Annotated in this window: 17 protein-coding genes; 13 read left to right on the plus strand and 4 right to left on the minus strand. The window is 37.9% G+C overall.

The window, feature by feature from the left end; translation table 11 throughout:
* The first annotated feature begins 159 nt into the window (after positions 1–159).
* The 7 genes from AC1TO5_RS08440 to AC1TO5_RS08470 all read left to right on the plus strand — a co-directional run bounded on the left by AC1TO5_RS08440 (position 160) and on the right by AC1TO5_RS08470 (position 8,074).
* Entirely contained in the window at positions 160–1,041 is an 882-nt protein-coding gene (locus tag AC1TO5_RS08440) for an EamA family transporter (RefSeq protein ID WP_482062348.1), read from the plus strand.
* 139 nt (positions 1,042–1,180) lie between these two features.
* On the plus strand, positions 1,181–1,810 hold the full coding sequence (locus AC1TO5_RS08445; RefSeq protein ID WP_482062349.1) for a nitroreductase family protein: 630 nt from the start codon (positions 1,181–1,183) through the stop codon (positions 1,808–1,810).
* Positions 1,811–1,823: 13 nt separating this feature from the next.
* Positions 1,824–2,756, plus strand: coding sequence for an AEC family transporter (locus AC1TO5_RS08450; protein WP_482062350.1), 933 nt, complete (start codon positions 1,824–1,826; stop codon positions 2,754–2,756).
* 217 nt (positions 2,757–2,973) lie between these two features.
* Entirely contained in the window at positions 2,974–3,735 is a 762-nt protein-coding gene (locus tag AC1TO5_RS08455) for an SDR family NAD(P)-dependent oxidoreductase (protein ID WP_482062351.1), read from the plus strand.
* Between the two features lie 97 nt (positions 3,736–3,832).
* Positions 3,833–5,692, plus strand: a complete 1,860-nt coding sequence (locus AC1TO5_RS08460; RefSeq protein ID WP_482062352.1) for a sensor histidine kinase — start codon at positions 3,833–3,835, stop codon at positions 5,690–5,692.
* Positions 5,673–6,965 carry an ABC transporter substrate-binding protein gene (locus AC1TO5_RS08465; protein WP_482062353.1) on the plus strand — a complete coding sequence of 431 codons (1,293 nt, stop codon included), beginning with the start codon at positions 5,673–5,675 and terminating at the stop codon, positions 6,963–6,965. Before AC1TO5_RS08460 ends, AC1TO5_RS08465 begins: the two co-directional genes overlap by 20 nt.
* Before the next feature lie 14 nt (positions 6,966–6,979).
* Positions 6,980–8,074 (plus strand): LacI family DNA-binding transcriptional regulator, encoded by a 1,095-nt coding sequence (locus AC1TO5_RS08470; RefSeq protein WP_482062354.1) that lies wholly within the window; start codon positions 6,980–6,982, stop codon positions 8,072–8,074.
* A 177-nt stretch (positions 8,075–8,251) separates the two neighbouring features.
* Here the strand turns inward: AC1TO5_RS08470 and AC1TO5_RS08475 are convergent, their stop codons facing one another.
* On the minus strand, positions 8,252–9,460 hold the full coding sequence (locus AC1TO5_RS08475; protein WP_482062355.1) for an MFS transporter: 1,209 nt from the start codon (positions 9,458–9,460) through the stop codon (positions 8,252–8,254).
* Between the two features lie 175 nt (positions 9,461–9,635).
* Between AC1TO5_RS08475 and AC1TO5_RS08480 the strand changes: the two genes are divergently transcribed.
* Positions 9,636–10,259 (plus strand): hypothetical protein, encoded by a 624-nt coding sequence (locus AC1TO5_RS08480; protein ID WP_482062356.1) that lies wholly within the window; start codon positions 9,636–9,638, stop codon positions 10,257–10,259.
* Positions 10,260–10,397: 138 nt separating this feature from the next.
* Here the strand turns inward: AC1TO5_RS08480 and AC1TO5_RS08485 are convergent, their stop codons facing one another.
* Genes AC1TO5_RS08485 through AC1TO5_RS08495 form a run of 3 tightly spaced genes read right to left on the minus strand, consistent with a single transcriptional unit; the run spans position 10,398 to position 13,766 of the window.
* Positions 10,398–11,570, minus strand: coding sequence for a glycoside hydrolase family 130 protein (locus tag AC1TO5_RS08485; RefSeq protein WP_482062357.1), 1,173 nt, complete (start codon positions 11,568–11,570; stop codon positions 10,398–10,400).
* 44 nt (positions 11,571–11,614) lie between these two features.
* Entirely contained in the window at positions 11,615–12,814 is a 1,200-nt protein-coding gene (locus AC1TO5_RS08490; RefSeq protein WP_482062358.1) for an AGE family epimerase/isomerase, read from the minus strand.
* Entirely contained in the window at positions 12,804–13,766 is a 963-nt protein-coding gene (locus tag AC1TO5_RS08495; protein WP_482062359.1) for a glycoside hydrolase family 113, read from the minus strand. Before AC1TO5_RS08495 ends, AC1TO5_RS08490 begins: the two co-directional genes overlap by 11 nt.
* A gap of 310 nt (positions 13,767–14,076) precedes the next feature.
* Between AC1TO5_RS08495 and AC1TO5_RS08500 the strand changes: the two genes are divergently transcribed.
* From AC1TO5_RS08500 to lacZ, 5 genes are all read left to right on the plus strand, one after another.
* On the plus strand, positions 14,077–15,369 hold the full coding sequence (locus AC1TO5_RS08500) for an ABC transporter substrate-binding protein (protein ID WP_482062360.1): 1,293 nt from the start codon (positions 14,077–14,079) through the stop codon (positions 15,367–15,369).
* A 78-nt stretch (positions 15,370–15,447) separates the two neighbouring features.
* Positions 15,448–16,338 (plus strand): carbohydrate ABC transporter permease, encoded by an 891-nt coding sequence (locus AC1TO5_RS08505; protein WP_482062361.1) that lies wholly within the window; start codon positions 15,448–15,450, stop codon positions 16,336–16,338.
* 1 nt (position 16,339) lies between these two features.
* Entirely contained in the window at positions 16,340–17,170 is an 831-nt protein-coding gene (locus tag AC1TO5_RS08510; protein WP_482062362.1) for a carbohydrate ABC transporter permease, read from the plus strand.
* Between the two features lie 37 nt (positions 17,171–17,207).
* Complete coding sequence (locus tag AC1TO5_RS08515) at positions 17,208–17,972, plus strand: response regulator transcription factor (RefSeq protein ID WP_482062363.1); 765 nt, start codon at positions 17,208–17,210, stop codon at positions 17,970–17,972.
* Positions 17,973–18,100: 128 nt separating this feature from the next.
* Positions 18,101–21,208, plus strand: a complete 3,108-nt coding sequence (lacZ, locus tag AC1TO5_RS08520; protein ID WP_482062364.1) for a beta-galactosidase, LacZ type — start codon at positions 18,101–18,103, stop codon at positions 21,206–21,208.
* Positions 21,209–21,438: the final 230 nt, after the last annotated feature.

A 21,438-nucleotide genomic window follows, 5' to 3' on the forward strand; every position in this document is an offset into this window, starting at 1 on the left:
TTCTTATTGAATGATTATAATGAAAAATAATAGTGATATTAACTGATTTAATTAGTATGATTGTAGCTAGCTTAGTAGCTCATTACAAGTTTTCATTTGCCGTTTTGAGATACTAGATATAGAATGAATGAATATCGATAGAAGAGGAGCAACTAGAGTATGTGGTTAATGTATGCATTATTTGCCGCTCTTGCCTTTGGTTTACGCGGCGTATTGTATCATAAGACGAGTACATTACAGCTTGATAGAAATCTAATGTTATGTGGTGTATTTGCTTCAGGCGTCATTATTAATGGAGTAATAATTTTAGTAACTGGTGCAGAGTGGTCAGCATCATCCATGGTTGGTATACAAATGGGGCTATTCTCATTTGCTGCTAGTGCATGTATGTACAAGGCGTTTGCAGTAGGCAAAGCGTCAATAGTAGCAATACTTTCATCTTTGCAGTCAGTTGTTGTCGTTGCTGTTGCTTATCTACTTTGGGATGAAAGATTACATGCGATGCAGTTATTAGCGTTTCTTGTATTAATTATCGGTGTAGTAACGATTCGTTACTCTTCTGAGATCTCACTCTCAAATATGCAGGGAGCACAATGGGCACTATTAACGATGTTATTTTTCGCTGGAAATGACCTCTCTGGCAAATGGTCAACGATGCTTCAAGCAGAGCGATTTCCAACAATGTTTATCATGTTTGCAACTGGAACAGTATGCTTCGGCGTATGGTGGCTTATCGAACAGCGAGGGAAAGCAGCGCAAGTAGCAATTAGCGCAGCAAAGCAAACGGTGAAACGATACAGTAATCGTTCAACGTTTGGGATCGGTTTGGCAGTAGGGATCACGAATGCGGTTGGTATGATATTTATTTTACAATCATTCGAAATAGGTAAGACAGGGCTTGTATCGGCTGTTATCGCATTGAATGTTGTCATTATTCTACTCTATACTAGATTTGTTGTAAAAGAGCCATTAACTAAGTTTGAGGTTATTGGCATGATTCTTGCCATTTGTGGAATATTACTCATTCATTTATTTAAATGATATAACTGCTAACTTATCATTAGCAAGGTAGTTCATCAAGAAGTAAACAAAAAGTTTTTAGATTATGCTTACGAAGTAACTTTTCGTCAGCAATGAAGTGCATCAAGAAGTAAACAAAAAGTTTTTAGGAGGAAATAAAATGAATTCAAACCATACTAAAGTGATAGAAGTGCAGAATATTACAGCTTACAATAAGGAAGCGCTAGCTATCCGTCAACCAAAGCATGAGGTAAGTCCACTGTTCATTAATCGTTGGTCTACACGTGCGTTTGAGCCTTATGAAATTACTGAGGAAGAAATCAATACAATTCTTGAAGCAGCGAGCTATGCACCATCTGCGAATAATTTTCAACCATGGCGTTTCTTTGTAGCTACAACTGAAGCTCAAAAAGCTTTATTCGAGCAATTTATTATGCCTCGTAATGCGGTGTGGTCACAGAAAGCTTCTGCTTATATTTTACTTGCAGGAGATACATCTTTACCTGAAGGCAAAACAAATAATAATCAGGCATTTGATTCGGGAGCAGCTTGGGCTTCTATCGCATTTCAAGCGAAAATGATCGGGCTATCTACTAGAGCGATGGGTGGCTATGATCGCGAAAAGGCGAAACAATTGTTAGCAATGCCTGAGAATTTTGTTCCCCATGTTGTTATCGCAATTGGTAAGCCAGGCACGATTGATCTACTTGATGAGTCATTCCATAAGGTAAATGCTCCTACTCCAAGAAAATCATTAGACGAATTGATTATGTCGTATAGTGTAGAATAGGAATACCACTAGGATGAGTATATTCCTTCACATTTTATTGAACAATGTAATGCCGATGATGATTATGGTTGTTATCGGTATTACACTTGAGAAAATCTTTCATCTAGATATTAAGACGCTTTCCAAGCTGAATTTTTATTTGTTCTCACCAGCAATCATTTTTTCTCTAATATATGAAACATCTATTTCAGCTAGCGTTATGGGGAATGTATTACTGTTTTTTGTGATCTTTATGGTTCTACAGTTTATCGTCGTTGAAATCGTCGTACGACTTCGGGGTTATAGTCCAACGATGAAAAGTGCGATGAAAAATAGTGTGCTATTTTATAATAGTGCTAATTATGGCGTGCCGCTGAATCAGCTCGCGTTTGCAGGAAACAAGGAAACGCTAGGTATTCAAGTCATTATTATGATGATGCAGTCGCTTATTCCGAATACATATGGCGTTTACAGTGTTAATTCACATAAAGCTAATATGAAGGAAATATGGAAGACGATTCTTTCTATGCCTGTCATCTATGCTATCCCGCTCGCATTTATGATGAGAGGATTTGCAATTCCGATTCCAGCTCCGATCCAAACACCAATTGATTACATTACGGATGCCTTTATTGGTATGGCGCTACTAACTCTTGGTGTTCAGCTTGGTCAGATGAAATGGAAAATATCAAAATCACTTGCCATAGATGTATCTATCGCAGGCGTACTTCGCTTAATTGGTGGCCCAGTATTAGCTTGGTTAGTTGTTACTGTGATGAACCTTGATCCTTTAACATCTGCGGCATTAATCGTTTCATCAGCAGTACCTACTTCGTTAAGTAGTGTATTACTTGCAGTTGAGTTCGATAACGAGAAGGAATTTGCATCACAAGCAGTATTCATTTCCACATTAATAAGTATACTTACCGTTACTGCAGTTATTTTTATGCTTAATATTAAGGTATGAGGAGCTTTAAATATTTTTTATGCATTGAAATAATAAATAATAAGTGATTGTATAATGAAATAGCCAGCGATAGTCAATCTACATATTGACTTCCGTTGGCTATTTCTAATTTTTGTTTCTATAAAATAAAAGCGCCCGCCAATAAAATATTCAATGATAAATGTTAGTGGATATGGTAGCATTGTCACTAACAAAACTAATTATAAGGGGGATTATTATGGATTTAGAATTGACAGGTCAAACGGCATTAGTTACTGGAGCAACAGGGGATTTGGGTAGAGTAATTGTGAAAACATTAGCGGCATGCGGTGCAAATGTTATTATTCATTATCATTCAAACGAACAAAAAGCGATAGAGCTACGTGAAGAAGTGAAGCAGCTCGGTCAGAAGGCGATGATTATTAAAGGCAATATTACACGAGAAGCAGATATTCAAGCCATGTATAAGGCAGCGACAGCAGAGATGGGGGATATACATATTGTTGTAGCTAATGCAGTGATTCAATATGAGTGGACGTCTATATTAGAGCAAAATGCAGCAGATTTTCAAGGACAATTCGATTCCTGCGTTATGCAAAGTGTATTTCTTGCCAAATCATTCATACCTGCCATGATCGAGCGTGGCTCTGGTCGCTTCATAGGTATTAATTCGGAATGCTCGATGCAAAATGCGCCTACGCAATCTGCATATGTTGCTGGCAAACGTGGGATGGATGGTGTATATCGCGTATTGGCGAAAGAGGTAGGGGAGCATCAAATTACAGTTAACCAGATTGCTCCAGGCTGGACGATAAGTGCGCGTGATCGTGAAGCGGGTACAGAAGTCAATGTTGGATATAGCAGTACAGTTCCATTACGTAGACGCGGTACGGATCAAGAAGTTGCCAATGCTGTCGCATTTCTTGCCTCTGATCTTGCTAGCTTCATTACGGGTGCGTTCATTCCTGTTAATGGCGGAAATGTAATGCCTACGATCTAATCTAATTGCGAGAGTAATGGAGCTTATGCATCCGATGTTACTTATCATCTCAAGGAGCATAGCTAGACGATATGAAAAGATTTAGGAGGGTATAACGATGAGATCGAAGCTTCGTATTGGTGATATGAAGATGGATCGTAAACTATTACTCTCGTTCATATTACTTGTTACGATTCCTCTATCTGTGGTGGGCTACAATTCATCATCCAAATATGCAACGTCAATAGAGGAAAAAACGATAGCATACTCAATTAAAATGCAAGAGAGTATGATGGTTCGTGTGGATGATTATATAGAGGATATGAAAAGTATATCCTCTATTCCTGCCTATATTGATGACATTAAAAGTAATCTTATTCGCTCGAATGGATATTATGCCGAGCGACAATCCTCAGAAGTTACTACATCATTACCGAATAATTTTGATCAACTATTGTCCATTCAACGTGGAATAGAAGGTCAGCTTTCATTCATCAATTCGATTAAGAGGGGAGCTAATTCCGTCTACTTATTCGATGAATTCGGTAATAGTTATTACGCTATCGTCTCAGGTGGTATACGTAATGATCTGGAGAATAGCTATCATTATTGGTTGAATGAAGCGGAATTATCACGGGGCGAAGCGGTACTACTTAGAACGCAAAAGTATACAAGTAACTTACAATCGGAAAGGTATGCATTTTCTGTTGTTCGTAAGATTGTAGATGATTCCTTATCGGTCATTGGTTTAATTGCAATCGATGCAGATATTAGCATTATTGAAGATCAGACTAGCGAACTAGATCAAGTGACAAAGGGAGCTTCATTAATTATAGATAAGCAAGGTAATGTTATCTTCGATAGTGAGAAGAAGTGGATTGCTAGTAATATGAGCGACCATGATATTGTAAATCATGCATTGAATAAGAAGGGGAGTTTCTATCTAGAGAAGGATGGTATTCAATATCTTCATATGTATGCAACTTCGGCCAGTACTGGGTGGAAGGTTATTACTTCTATTCCAGTTACTGAACTTACGAAGGATACTATCGTTGTAAAACGGATCATCTGGATTACGACAGCAGTTGCAGTACTTATTTCTATTGTTGTAGCAATTATCTTATCATTTGCAATTACTAGACCATTACGTACAATGTCTAGACTTATGAAAAGTGTACAAGAGGGTAATTTCAACGTGAAATTCCCTGTGAAATATCATGATGAGGTCGGTATGCTAGGCAGCCAGTTTAATCGCATGATTGTAAGACTGGATCAACTTATTCAACATATTTATGAGATGGAAACGAAGAAGAAGAAAGCAGAATTACAAGCATTACAAAACCAGATTAATCCTCATTTTATGTACAATACACTTGAGTCGATACGAATGAGCGCGGAAATGAATGATGATAGTACAACAGCAGATATGATCGCTATACTTGGTAAATTGTTACGCTATAGTATTAGTAATCTGCATGATGAGACGAATATTGAAGAGGAAATGAACCACGTTCAACATTATATCGAGTTATTAAATTATCGTTATCCAGATCGTTTCCAACTTGAAATTGATGTCGATCGTAGCGTAATGCAATATAGAATGATTAGATTATTATTACAGCCTATTATTGAGAATGCTATATATCATGGGTTAGATGATGCTAAAGGTATTATGCATCTTAAGATTCGCTCGACTGTGAAATATCCATTGCTTATGATACATATTGTCGATGATGGGATTGGAATAGAGAGAAGTAAACTTGCCAAGTTGAATAGTGGATTACGAGACGGGTTTGTTGATGAAACGAAATTCGGCATCGGAGGTATTGGCTTGAAAAATGTGAATGAACGAATCAAGCTTCAGTACGGCCAACAATATGGAATACGTGTAGATAGTCAGCTTGGTATAGGAACAGAAGTCATTCTACAACTTCCGCTAGGGAAGGGGAAAGTGATTGGTGAAGAGAGCGATATGTAGCTTCCTTATAACGTTGATATGCGTTATCCAACTAACTTCGTGTAGTAATAATACTGTTAAACCGAATCCATCAATAGACATAGAGCAAGATCAGCTACAGGAAATGAATGAAGATATCGTATTAACGGTACTAACGAATCGAGTAGATTTGATTGAAAATGGTGGATTCCAAAAGTACGCAGATGAGTTCAAGCTAGCACATCCACAAGTAACGATACAATTCGAAGGGTTAACGAACTATGTATCTGATATATCGGTCCGCTTATCGACACAAAATTTTGGCGATGTATTGTTAATCCCGAATCATTTGAAAAATGAAGTATTGCCCAACTACTTTACCCCTTTACCAGATGAGATGTTTCAAAATATTCGTTTTTCTGATTATAAAACTTACAACGGCGAGCGTTATGGTATAGCAGCAGGCGCAGCATCAACAGGAATTGTGTACAATAAAGAGGCATTTAAGGCGGCTGGCATCACTAGCATACCGACAACGTTAGATGAATTTTATGAGGCTTGTCATAAATTGAAAAGGGCAGGTATAACTCCAATTTATTTGAACTATGGGGCGCAGTGGCCACTTATCAATTGGGGAGAAGAGCTTGTTAGTATTATGAAGGGCGATGCTGCTTATTTGAATGATATGATCGGATTAGATGAGCCATGGCAAGTAGATAATGAATGGGGACAAGCGATTACGATCGTTAAGACATTAATTGAGAATGATTATGTTGAAAAATCATTAATATCTAATCAATGGGAAGCATCCAAGCTAGAGCTTGCTGCAGGTAGAGCGGGGATGTACTTTATGGGTAATTGGGTTATTAATCAATTAATTGCACTTGGTGCAGATCCAGAAACTATTGGGTTTTTCCCTTTTCCTTATTCTAATGAGAAGCCGTTATATTCGCCTTTGAATCCCGATTGGTTCGTTGGTGTTAGTAAGTACAGTGAACATACAGACATTGCGATAGAATGGATTGAGTATTTCATCCATGAGTCAGGGTTTGTTGATGATTCCGGATTTCTCCCTGTTGATACGACCAAAGTTCCAACACTACCACAATTTCAAGAATTTGAATCGTATGGTAGTATTCCTGTAGAGCGGATGATTCCAAGTGATCGGTTACTCGAACTTGCTTCAATAGCAAAAATTACGTTATGGTCCGGGTCTTACATTCAAGAATGGATAGCTGCGCCTAGTCTTCAAGAAGTATTTGAACAGTATAATAAGCGATGGACAGAAGCACGTACCATCATCACACATCAGTAAGGTGGAAAATATAGATGTCAAAAAAAATCACAATGCAACAAATTGCCAATTACTTAGGCGTTTCTAAATTCGTTGTATCCAAAGCGTTATCAGGAAAAGGTGGAGTTAGTGACCATACGAAGGAAAGAGTCATTGAAGCTGCTTCTCAATTAGGGTATTTCTCACAAAAAAATGCATATATGAAACCGAATAGAGTAGAAACTAATGCCCGTTCACAAGCATCAAGCAAGCAATCAGTACTTGTGTTAATGCCTAATATTCGGTTTCAAACGAAAGAGTCACTTTATTGGGGACGAATCTTAGACGGTGTATCAGCAGAGTTAGAACAACGTGGAATAGGAATGGTTATTATATCTGAACAAAGTATCGATCATTTTACGCAATTTATTAATCTTGATGGGATATTGGGGATTGTTGGTATTGGCGAAATATCATCTACGATGCTACTAGAGATACACCGACTTGGTATGACGATGGTACTGGTCGATCATGAGGATTATTTGATTCCTGCGGATAGTATTTTCGTAGATAATTATGAAGCAACGTATCGATTAACGAAGCAACTTATTGGAACGGGGCATAATGAGATCGTATTTGTTGGTAATACGCAATTTTCACGAAGCTTTTACGACCGATTTCTAGGTTATCGGGCTGCGATGGAGGAGCAATTATATAGACAGCAAAAAAACGATGGAGAAAAGATTACGTCACTTTCCTATAGCTCTTGTATTGACCATAGCTTTCTCGATATTGAAGGTTTCGAATCCGAACAATTTGCTCAGCAGTTGAAGCAATGGATCACGAGGAAAAAAGTAATGCCTACTGCAATTGTTTGCGGTAATGATGCCATCGCGCTTGGTGCAGTGCAGATGTTGCAAGGATTAGGTATTAAGGTGCCAGAGCACATCTCCGTCTCCGGCTTCGATAATATTGAAGATTCCTATCGTCTGTCTCCTGCTTTAACTACGGTACATGTACCAAAGGAGACGTTAGGGAAGAAAGCAGTGGAACGATTACTTAATCGACTAGCAACACCTGATGAACCGATCGTTAAAATATTAGTAAAAAGTGAATTAATATACCGAGACTCAACAGCCGCAAGAGAATAGTTATTCAATGTTGCCTATAAGCATAAAATTAAAATACCCGCAGAATTAACATTGCTTGGGAAATGTTTACTTGCGATGGAGGGCGTTGCTACAGTTTTTATGTTTGTGGTGCTCATTTATTCTATATTTCGATCAGGTCGTTTTTAATAATTGATACGGGCTGATTGTCGTTATCAATTAACTAGTTTTCGGAAGAATAGCAGAACTCATATTCTTGTTGGATTTATCAGTTTGACGATGATGCATCAAGTAATAGATGAATAAACTAATTAGAGCGAGTACACCAGCACTGAAATACATGACACGATAATTCGAATGAGTTGCAATAACTCCCATTAAGTAAGATCCTACTCCATATCCAGCATCGAACAGTAAGAAGAACGTCGCAGTAGCGAGTCCACGTCGCTCGGCAGGAACAGATTGAATAGCAATCGTTTGAAAACAAGGTAAGATTGCTCCGTAGCCTAATCCCATGATGACTGCTGATAGTAGAAGTACAGTGCTAGATGTTTCCTGACTAAGAATGATCATTCCACCAGCGAAGCAGATTAGACCAGGGTACGCAAGAAAGTTTTCACCTAATCGATCAAACATTTTCCCTATAAATGGTCTAGAAATAATAATCGTCAATGCAAACACGATAAAAAATAATCCTGCAGAGTTTTCTTGATCTAATTCCTTAGTATAAGAAGTAATGTACAGAGTGAGCGAGCTATAGGAGATCGCAAGAATAAAGCCCGCTAATGAGATAGGAAGTGCATTTTTATCGATTAAGTTTTTGAATGACATTTTTTCTTGTTTGATGGATTGCTGTGGTATTTCATTAGGTTTCACGATAAGCGTACAAACCAGTGCGAGTACTGAAATAATCGCACTTAATGTGAATAGCGTATTTGCACTTTGATATTTATTCCATACCATAATACCAAGTGCTGGACCGACGACCATAGCAACACTCATAAACATACTAAAGTATCCAATACCTTCACCTTTACGAGATTCAGGAATAATATCAGTAGCTAATGCACTAGTTGATGTTGCAGCTACTCCATAGCTACCTCCATGAATAATACGAATAATAAATAAAAATGCAATGCTAGCTACTCCGAAATAAAAAATAGAGGAAAGTAGAAATATAGATAGTGCTATAATTGAAACTTTCTTTTTGCCGAATCGGTCAGACCATCTTCCAGAGAACAGACGTAAAATAACGCAGCCTACAGCCCATAGTGTGATGACAAGTCCCATTTGCTGTTGGTTACCATGCAAATATTCGCTCACATACAATGGTAATGCTGTAGCAAGTACATAAAAGTTTAAGAAAATAAAAAAGCTACTTGCACAAATCGCAATGAAGCTTTTGGTCCAGATTTTGTTAGTAATCAATGATGTTCCACTCTCTTTCTTCCTATCTTTCAATATTTCTATGTTCACTAGATAGTGGGTTCGATATTATTTGTGATAGTAAAGAATTATACTACTAAAATATATTTTAATCTAATTTAAAATTTGTAAATAATCAATTAGTATAATGGTATGACATATGAGTTGGAGTGATACGATGCAATTATTTCAGATGAAAGACGGTTCTAATGAAATAAAGCTCATGAAAGTATATTTGGAAGACAACTATGTAAGCTTCGGTTGGAAAGAGATTGGGGACTTAGAGAATATTAGTGAAGCAGAATTTAGAAGCAAAGCGCTTCTTTCGGTAAACGCTTTTGGCACTGAGCAGATCGAATGGATAAGACAACTAGAGGAAATTAATACATTTGTCTATAGCATGCAGGATGGAGATTATATATTAATAGCAAGTGATGGTTTCGTTCATATTGGCGATGTGGGAGACTATTACTATGTGAACGGATTAGATGATGAGGAAATAAATAGCTCTCATCGTAGAGGTGTGACGTGGTTAAAGTGCGTTCCAATAGAGAAGTTAACTGAAGAACTACAAATATTCGTAGGTCAGCAAGCAAATATTTCAAAGTTCGATCGACTAGTATCTTATGAATTATTAGAGAGTTGGTTAGAAGACGATAACCGTAATGATTATGCAAAAGCATCGCTTGTAGATAAGCAGACTATCGAGGATGCTATGAAAATACTAAAAACAGCAATGCTTTCGGATGATGTAGAGAGAAGAGAACGTGCAGCTATTGCAATACTGCAATATGCTAAGTAAACAATAAGGATTGAGCTCTCTGCATCTTGCAGTGCTCAATCCTTATTGTTGTGTATTGGATTATCTAGTTTATGTTGTTGGCATTAATTTTTGACTATTATCTAGATGGGCTAGAGTGTAGTCGCTGGAGCTAATCGCCTATAGAAATGCCGCGTTATTTTCAATCAATTGAATTCGTTGCTGTACACAAGCATAGGAACGAAGCGGGTCAGCTGGTGTATTGATGGCGTAATCAAGCAGTTGATCGATCGTAGAAGTCGCAACATGGCAACGAGTATCAGATGAAGCATAGTAGATAAACACTTTGCCATCTTCATTAACAACAGCACCATTGCAGAACGTAACATTCGATACATCACCAACTCGTTCTTCACCTGTAGGAGCAATGAGATGACCGCCAGGAGCATAGATAACCTTCGCAGGATCGTCAAGACTTGTGATGAACACATAGATGACATAGCGAAGTCCCGCAGCCGTATTACGTACGCCATGAGCAAGATGAAGCCAGCCTTTGTCCGTTTTCAATGGAGCAGGACCTTGACCATTTTTTACTTCTTTGATCGTATGATAATGACGTTCGTCAATAATGATCTCCTCGTCAATAACAGCTTGCTCGATACCTTCTGATAATCCCCACCCGATTCCCCCACCTGAACCAGTATCGATGAATCCATCTTGTGGGCGAGTATAGAAAGCATACTTGCCATCGACAAATTCTGGATGAAGGACTACATTGCGTTGCTGATTAGATTTTGTCTGTAAATCAGCAAGACGTTCCCATTGCTTCAAATCTTTTGTACGAGCGATGCCGCATTGTGCAATTGCACTTGATAGATCCCCCGGTGCAGCATTAGGATCTTTGCGTTCTGTACAGAACAAGCCATAAATCCAGCCATCTTCATGCTGAACAAGTCTCATATCATACACATTAATATCTGGATTATTCGTTTCAGGCAATACAACCGGTTGATCCCAGAAGCGGAAGCCGTCAACACCATTGTCGCTTTCAGCTATAGCAAAAAACGACTTGCGATCAGTACCTTCCACGCGAGCTACCAAATAATATTTGCCATCCAAGTAAATTGCCCCAGGATTGAACACACAATGAATACCCAATCTCTCCATAAAGAATGGATTAGTTTCTGGGTTAAAATCATACTGCCAATGTACCGGAGCATGTGCTGCTGTTAAAATAGGGTGTTGATAACGATCATAGATTCCATTACCCAGTTGCTCTGCATAGTTAGGCCGAGTAATAAGCTCCTCATATCGTGCAATAATCTGTTGCTTTCGTTCATTAAATAAAGACATAATAACCCTCCCAATAATAAGTAATAGTATACATCACATCGTGATCACAAGCGGATTAGCATTTCGAAGCACATCCGGCTGTTATGATACGGACACTTCCACGCACTAATCTTCTGTAAATTATCGCTTGGGGTGCCGTCTCGCTCTACACTCCAATACCACTCTCCATATTGTCGATCGATGAGATACTTCTGAATAAAATCCCAAGTTAGCTGGGATGCCTGGAGAAATCTATCATCGTTTGTCATTTGGTAGGCATTATAAAAGCCAACAACGGCCTCAGCTTGCGGCCACCAATCTTTATGGTCATCAATAATCTGCCCATGTTCAGCTTCATTGAACAAAGCACCGTCGTCATCTATCCCGTGGAGTAGTACAGCTTCAGCCATTTGTAATGCTGTTTGCTTTACACGCTCTAGTAGAACTTCATCCCCCAGTACTTCAGCAGCCTCAACTAGCAGCCAGCTACCTTCAATATCATGACCGTAAGAAACATGCGCTGATTGAGAGTTCCATTTTTCATCGAAAAACAGGCGGAAATGTCCAGATTCTGAATCGACGATATGCAGAGCTGTAATCTCTATCAATTCACGCAACTTCACAGACAATTGCTCTGAAGGCCATACGCGATACAAATTCGTATAAGCTTCCATAATGTGTAGATGAGTATTCATTGATTTCTTTTCATTCAAATCTTTATTACTTAGACTGAGATCATCCGTGTCTCCCCAATCTTTGGTTAATGCTTCGATATAACCTTTATAGTTGTGATCGTAGCCATGTTGCTCTAGCAATTGAAAGAGCTCAATGGCATGTGCAAGCGCTGCTTCATCTTGTACTGCACGATAATATTCACTAAAAGCGTAGATCGCAAATGCTTGACCATATATTTGTTTCTTCGTTTCTAGTGGTTCACCCTTTGCATTAAGCATCCAATATAAGCCACCATTGTCGAAATCAATGAAATGTTCGTTCAAATAGTGATAGGCTCTCTGTGCCATAGTTAAATACTCACTATTCTGATCCAAGCGATATGCTACTGAAAAAGTCCACAGAATTCGTGTGTTAAGGACAAGGCTCTTCGGCGCATTTTCAATAACCGTTAGATCTCGCTGTACTTCTCCGAGAAAGCCTCCATTCAAGTCATCGATGCTATGTTTAAGCCAAAAGTCGAGAATACCTTCCTTTAACTCCGATTCGAACTTCTCTTTCCATTGTTGCATTGCATTATGATTATTGATCATGATCATCCCTCGTTTGCTCAACATAATAGTGCCTTACGGTCGTTTCAGCTAATTTGCCATACATACAATAATCATTGTTTTTTGGAGCTTCAGAAATAGAATAAAGTTGAGCTGGCCAATCCCATAGCATAAATCCTCTTACCCATTCTCGCTCAGTAGAGGCTGTGAACATCGCTTCATAAAATTGTTGTTGTGCCAACTCGCTTACTTCTCCTTGAAGTCCCCAATCATTAGGCAGAAATTGCGAACCTTCACGACTAGGACAACCAGCCTCCATGAAGAAAAATGGTTTGTCATATTGTTCAACAACCGCTGCAATACGTTCGAGCTGTTGCTCCCATTGATCGACTGGGTAATATCCACTCGATGAGATGATATCTACAGCATCCCACCACTTTACTTCATTTTCTTGATATTTATCACAGTTATAAGTAATGAGTCCGTCATACACTTTTCGAACCGCCTGAATAACTTCACGCCATTGTTGCTCACGGCGGTCAGTTTGAACCATCTCACAGCCAATACAAAGCATTTCACAATTCATTTCTTGTGCTAACTTTGCATAATGCACCATGAATTGACGATAGGATACGAACCAATCACTCCATTTCGGCTCACAAGGAACATCGATATCGAAAAAATTAATATGTGCGCGCCAAGTACCATCACTGCAGTTAACGACAGGCTTCAAACATACTTTCAAACCAAGCCGCTTTGCACTAGTAATTGCATAACGAATCTCATCATCGGTGACAGTAGGTTCTTCTTGATAGCGAATAACTGTTGCTTGAGGATGATCTTGTAAGGCAGCGAATGTGATGGCAGTCCAATTGATCGCTAGTGAATCATTCATTAGTTGTAATGACTCATCAGCCTTATTATTAGCCCATGTGCCGCGAATACCAGTCCAGCCCCAAGTCATACCTGCGATATACGATAATGTTTGGCTCATTGAAACACTCCTTAAACTTGTTATATTTGTTAGTTATAAATGAATATTAGTTATATAACAAGTAAACATGAAAGGTATATGACTTGGCAAGACATTTTTAAAAATATTACTTATTTTTGGTTGATCGCATGAGAAATTATAGCACTTCTTTCATTTTGAAATAACGTCATCCTTTAAGGAATGACAATTTAAACGAAAGTATTAAAGACATTAGAAGACTATAAATAGCATTTTAAACCATTTTATCAAGAAACTAAATATAATAAACTTAATTATGTTAGCGTTTACAAAAATGATTGGGGGAAAAACAATGAAAAAGAGTATTTCGTTATTGTTAGCAGTATTCGTTATGCTAACTGGGTTATCAGCTTGTGGTAGTAATACAAAAAGTGAGCCAGGAACTAGTCCAGCAACAAGTCCGGAAAATAGCTCAGCAGTTAACGAAAAGATTAGTGGGGAAATTATTTTTCTAACAAACCGTACAGATATGGTTGGAAATGTGTACGATGACTATGCAAAAAGCTTCAAGGAAAAGTATCCAGATGTAGATGTTAAGTTTGAAGCTATTCAAGATTATGATGCAACACTTAAAGTGCGTATGAATTCAGGAGAATTCCCGGATGTTGTTTTTTTACCAACATTAGCTAACTCGGAGTTTTCTGAATACTTTGCTCCACTGAATGATATTGAATTTTCAAGTGAGATCTATTTCTCAGAGTTAAGAAGTCATGAAGGTCAAATGTATGGTATTTCCTCAGGGGCTTCAACAGTAGGTATCGTATACAACAAAGAAGCATTCGAAAAAGCTGGAATTACTGAAATACCACAAACTTACGATGAATTTCTTGCAGCTTGTGAGCAGTTAAAGCAAGCAGGTATTGTCCCTCTAGCTTCTAACTTCAAAGACAAATGGCCACTGGATGTGTGGGTATATGATATGCCTTCTTTAACAGGTGAAGCTTCTGATCACCAGAACAAACGTGCAGAAACAGATACACCATATACATTGGATAACGCATACGGAAAATCTTGGGGTATTATTCGCGAACTTTATACTAAAGGATACCTAGAACAAGACGTTAACTCTACGAATTGGGAACAATCCAAAAAGGACGTTGCAAATGGGACATTCGGTATGTACTTACTTGGTAACTGGGTAATTAATCAAGTTATCGAAAATGGAGCAGAAGCAGATAATATTGGTTTCTTCCCGTTCCCAGTTGATAATAGCGGTCAAGCAAAAGCTCCACTTAACCCCGACTTCTTCTATGCTGTTAATAAAAAAGGTAATGTTCCTGCAGCAAAAGCTTTCATTCAATGGCTAATTGAAGATTCTGGTTATGATGATTTTGCTGGATTTATCCCTACACTGAAATCAAAAGAACCCAAGTTGGCTCAATTAGCTGAATTTAATAGTTTCGAAGTGAAATATTTTGAACCAGCTCAGCCTTTAGATCTAGCGACAGAAATTCAAAACCAAGCTCGTCTTGATCAGGCATCAACTGTACAAGAATTTGTATTGTCAGATGATCCTCAAAGTGTATTAGATAAAGTGAATAAATCTTGGGCAAAAGCAAGAAAAGATTTGGGCGTATCACAATAAAAAGCTAAGCATAGGGGGATTATCGGTAGCGATGATCCTCTAATGCTATTACACCTGAATGAAAGGCAGTGACGATTGATGTTTAACAACCTATCGTTTCACACTCAAAAGAGAATCGTACTCATCTCTTTCATTACAATTCCATTAGTGCTCCTTTTTACATTTGCATATTATCCAGCACTTGAATTGTTCCGTCTAAGTTTTATGAAGTGGAATGGAGTGAGTGCTCATAAGGAATGGATTGGTTTTGCTAACTATATTGAGGTGTTTTCCGATCCGAGTATATTTAGCGTATTCAAACATAATTTCGCATACTTTGTGGTAGGTATTATACAGAATATTCTCGCTCTTTTCTTCGCGGTATTACTTAATACTAAGTTAAGAGGGCGTAATGGTTTTAGATTATTATTATTTCTTCCTTATATATTGAACGGGGTAGCTGTAGCTTACTTATTCGGCTATGTATTCGATACGACAAATGGATCACTGAATTATTTACTAGGTGCATTAGGTTTTGATCAATTATCTCAAACAAGCTGGCTAGGTACGAAAGAGTATGTGAACTATACGCTGGCATCAGTTGGTTTATGGCGATTTATGGGCTTTAATATGGTAATTTATCTAGGAGCTTTACAATCAATTCCAAAAGATTTGTATGAAGCAGCTTCAATTGATGGTGCAAACGGATGGCAGAAGTTTACGAGAATCACACTGCCTAATATATATAAGATCATTGAGCTTAATTTGTTTTTAACCGTAACTGGAGCTTTAGAAGTGTTTGACCTACCATTCGTATTGACGAAAGGTGGACCCGCCCATGCAAGTGAAACATTCGTAATGAAAATCATTGAAACAGCATTCCAATTTAACAATTTTGGTCTAGCTTCCGCAATGAGCGTTGTATTACTCGTATTCGTTGTCTTCGTACTTTCAATTCAACGATACATTCTTTCAAGGAAGGATGATTAGCATGAGCGTAATGAAAAACGTACAGCAAGCATTGAAATACATTATATTATCGCTAGCAGGTTTAGTTATCCTATTTCCACCTTATATTATTGTTGTTAATGCTTTTAAGACGAAGGAGAAATTCAATCAGACTTCAGCTATTTCATTGCCAGATTCCCTGTTTTACTTTGAAAATTTCGCGAAGGCATTTAAGCAAGCTACAATTCCATTAGCATTTGGCAATACATTAACGATCATATTGGTCACGTTAGCGTTCAATATATTGTTAGGATCAGCTTTTTGTTATGCGATTTCACGTTTTCAGTTTAAGTTTCAAGGAGCAATAGTGGGGTTGTTTCTATTTGCTACCATTATTCCACAAATAACTACACAAGTAGTTAATTACAAAACGATAATGGCATTAGGTCTAACAAACAATCTGATGGGACCAGTATTATTATATGTGGGAGCAGACATAATCCAGATTTATATTTACCTGCAGTTTATCCGAAATATTCCTTATAAGCTTGATGAAAGTGCTATGATTGAAGGAGCGTCCTTAATTAGAATTTACCGTACAATTATTTTCCCCTTACTAGCCCCAGCGACGGTAACGATCATTATATTGAAGACGATTGCTATTTATAATGATTTCTTCGTTCCATACTTATATTTACCAAGAGCAGAGCATGTTGTCGTGTCTACTTCATTGATGCGGTTTTTCGGGAATAATAGTGGTGATTGGCAGCTAATCTCTGCTGCGATTCTTATTATTATGATTCCTACAGCGATAATGTATATGTTTTTACAACGTTATATTTTTGCTGGTGTAACGAGTGGTGCAGTGAAGTAAGTCGTTATCATACTCAATTTCGTAGGAGGTGTGCATAATGAATGTCATTATTGTAGACGACGAACTAATGATTCGTGCTGGATTTGAGAAGATGATTAGCAGATTAAATATGAATATACAGGTTATAGGATCATATAGTAATGGCTTTGATGCACTAACTCATATCGATAAAATTGGCGATCATGAAATAGATTTATTGATTACAGATATTAAAATGCCGATGATGGATGGCTTGAAGCTGATCGAAGCTACGCAAGGGCGAAAGTTTGCGAAAATGGTGTTTAGTGGTTTTAGCGAATTTGATTATGCTCGCAAGGCGTTACGGTATGGAGCATGTGATTATTTATTGAAACCAATCGACAAGCAGCAATTATTAAATGTGTTAATACGTATTAAGCAACAAAAGCATGCCCAATTTGATGAGCACTCGTTAACGAATTACGAGGATTTACCTGCGGAACCAATGGATGCAGTTAAAGTTCATCATGCGATTGAAAAACTGAAAAATATATTAGTAGAACAATATGATCGCAACTTTGATCTTGAACTAATATCTGAAACGATAGGAATGAGCTCCCATTATTTAAGTCGTCTATTCAAACAGAAAACGGGTGTAACGATTACCGATTACTTAATTGACATTCGAATCGACAAAGCAAAGCAATATTTGATCAATTATCCCCATATGAAAAATTATGAAATTTCGCAATCTGTCGGATACGGTGATCCAGTCTATTTTCAGAAGTTGTTCAAAAAATTAACAGGATATACACCTAGAGAATATAAAGATATTCATCATTAATGATAAATAGTGTTGATTTTAATTGCGATATGGATAAATGAAGATTTCATTTCATTCGTGAACATACTATAATAGATGCAATCTCTTAGTTGAGACTGTAAATAGTAATGAATGGAGTGATTATAACTGTGTTGAAAAAATTTCAATATGTCGCACCAAGTAATGGCTATCCTGAATGGAATAACAACCCTGAAATCTTTGCATTGAACCGGATGCAAGCTCATGCATCACTTATACCGTTTGTAAGTTATGAGGAAGCTCAGCTTGATGATCCCTTTTCTTCATCTAATATGCAATTATTGAATGGATTATGGAAGTTCTCGTTTGCTAGTAATCCAGACGGTAGAATTACAGATTTCTATAAGCGAAATTATGACAGTAGCGAATGGGCAACGATTCAAGTGCCGGCACATTGGCAATTACAAGGATATGATTATCCTCAATATAGTAATGTCGTCTATCCATGGGTCGGTAACGAAGAGGTACAAGCTCCGTTTGCACCTACACAATATAATCCAGTAGGATCATATATTACCGAGTTTGAATGGAATAAAGATTGGCAAGATCAGCCACTATTTATTAGCTTTCAAGGTGTAGAATCAGCCTTTTATGTATGGCTTAACGGAGAATTAGTTGGCTATTCTGAAGATACGTTTACACCAGCTGAATTTGACCTTACACCATATGTTCAAGAAGGCAGCAATAAGCTTGCAGTGGAAGTATATCGCTGGAGCGATGCCAGTTGGTTAGAGGATCAAGATTTTTGGCGTATGAGCGGAATTTTCCGTGATGTTTATTTGTATACTGTGCCCAACGTGCATATTTACGATTATAAAGTTCAAACGCTACTAGATGCTAACTACGAAGATGCTGAATTTGTACTAGATGTTCATCTGATGAACTATATGAATTTGGAAACGGCTGCGAATATTGAAGTTCATTTATACGATGCCAATAAGCAAGCGGTATGGGAACAACCTATGCAAGCTAAAGTGAATATTGATGTCAATGGACTAGATTTACAATCACTCTCTTTAGGGCGAATGGTAAGCAATCCATATAAGTGGAGTGCAGAGAAGCCTTACTTATACGAGTTAGTTATTAATGTTCTAGATGAAGCAGATCAAGTACAAGAAAGTATCGTATCGAAAATCGGCTTCCGTAAATTTGAAATTAAAGCTAAATTGATGCTTATTAACGGTCAACGCGTATTGTTCAATGGTGTGAATCGCCATGAATTCTCATGTGATACCGGCCGAGCAATTACGAAGCAGGATATGATTACTGATATCGTTATTATGAAGCAATACAATATTAATGCAGTTAGAACATCACATTACCCTAACCAATTACTATGGTATCAGCTATGTGATGAGTACGGCTTATACGTTATTGATGAGAATAACCTAGAAACACATGGCTCATGGACATATGGTCAGCAAGATCTAGGTACTGCTATTCCTGGTAGTAATCCACAGTGGACGGGTGCTGTATTAGATCGCTGTAAGTCAATGTATGAGCGAGATAAAAATCATACATCGATCATTATGTGGTCACTAGGTAATGAATCGTTCGGTGGAGATAACTTTATAGCTATGCGTGATTATTTCCATGAAGTGGATCGTTCACGTCCTGTGCATTATGAAGGAACATTCCATTATCGTCCAAGCGATGCGGCTTCAGATATTGAAAGTCATATGTATTCTACACCTCAAGTGATCGAGCAATACGCGCTTAATAATCCGACGAAGCCATTCATCATATGTGAATATGCACATGCGATGGGTAACTCATGTGGTGGACTACAGTTATACCGTGATATGTTTGATAAATATCCAATATTGCAAGGTGGATTCATCTGGGATTGGATCGATCAATCGATTAGAATCGTTGATGAAGATGGAACCGTTCGTATGACGTACGGTGGCGATTTCGGAGATTCACCTAATGATGGAAACTTCTGTGGAAATGGATTGATTTTCGCTGATCGTACCATTACTCCGAAGCTGCAAGAAGTGAAGAAAGTATATCAAATGGTACAAATGAATGCGGTTGATCTAGAACAAGGAATTGTTCATGTGAAGAACTGGAATTTGTTTACCGATCTAAGTGAATATGAGATTAGCTGGTCGATTGCGATCAATGGTGAGATAGAAGAGCAACAAATATTCGTAGCAGAACTTGCTCCATTAGCTGAAGCAGACTGGAAACTGCCGTATCATCTACCTCATTTGGAACAAGAAAGTGATGAAGCGGTTCTAACGATTAGTATTGCATTGAAGCAAGACGAGAAGTGGGTAGAAGCAGGTCATGAAGTGGCATTTGAACAATTTATATTGCCAGCGAATTGGAGTACAGTTTCTAATGATGATCCAATATCACCAATTAAAGTGAACAGAGATTCTGCATCGTTGTCAATTGTAGGTATGGAGCCGCAATTTTCGGTAAACTTTGAAGTACAGACAGGACAATTATGCTCTTATATGTGGAATGGCACGGAACGACTACTTGCACCGCTAGTACCATATTTCTGGCGTGCTATGACAGATAATGATCGCGGTAATAAGCAACATTTGCGTAGCGAAGGCTGGCAATATGCAGCAAGGGATCGCAAATTACTTGGTCTTAGTCACACAGTAACAGAAACTCACTGCATTGTTCTAACAAGTTATTTATTAGCTAATGGAACGAAATTACAAATAGAGTATAATATTAATGGTGATGGCGAAATTAAAGTGGAATTTACTTTAAATGCCCAACAACAAGCTACAGAAATTCCTGTAATCGGTATGAACCTTCAAATGGATGTTCTTTATAATGAACTTTCATGGTATGGAAAAGGTCCAAGTGAAACCTATGTTGACCGACAAGTTGGTGGGAAACTAGGGATTTATTCTGGTATGGTTACGGACCAATTAGCTAGATATATAAGACCCCAGGAATCGGGTAATAAGATGAGTGTTCGTCATGCGATGGTTTGTAATGAGCATGGTGAAGGGTTGCTAGTTCAATCCGCACAAGGCATAGAATTTAACGCCATTCCTTATACGGCGGAAGAGCTGGAACAGAATGATCATTTGCACAAATTACCAGTACCAACCAAGACGGTACTATCAATTAACGGTTATCAAATGGGCGTTGCAGGTAATGATAGCTGGGGTGCTCTTCCTGATCCAACAGCGATACTGCACAGCAATAGAAACTACCAATATTCATTTATACTGAAAGGTATATAATAGGTTGTATTGATTAGCTGTAGCATGGAGAGACAAGTTGTTCTTTTCATACTATAGCTTTTTACTAATTTAAAGTTACTTAGTGATTTATTGAGTGCGAATCAATATAATATAAGGATGATGAAGTTACATAGAAGTTAATAAAAGTTCTTTATGCTTTTGAGGTACTTTTCATTGCTGAGAAGTATATCGAGGAATTAATGAAAAGTTTAAGGAGGGTGTTACTATTA

This window comes from Paenibacillus sp. Y930, from assembly GCF_056786375.1.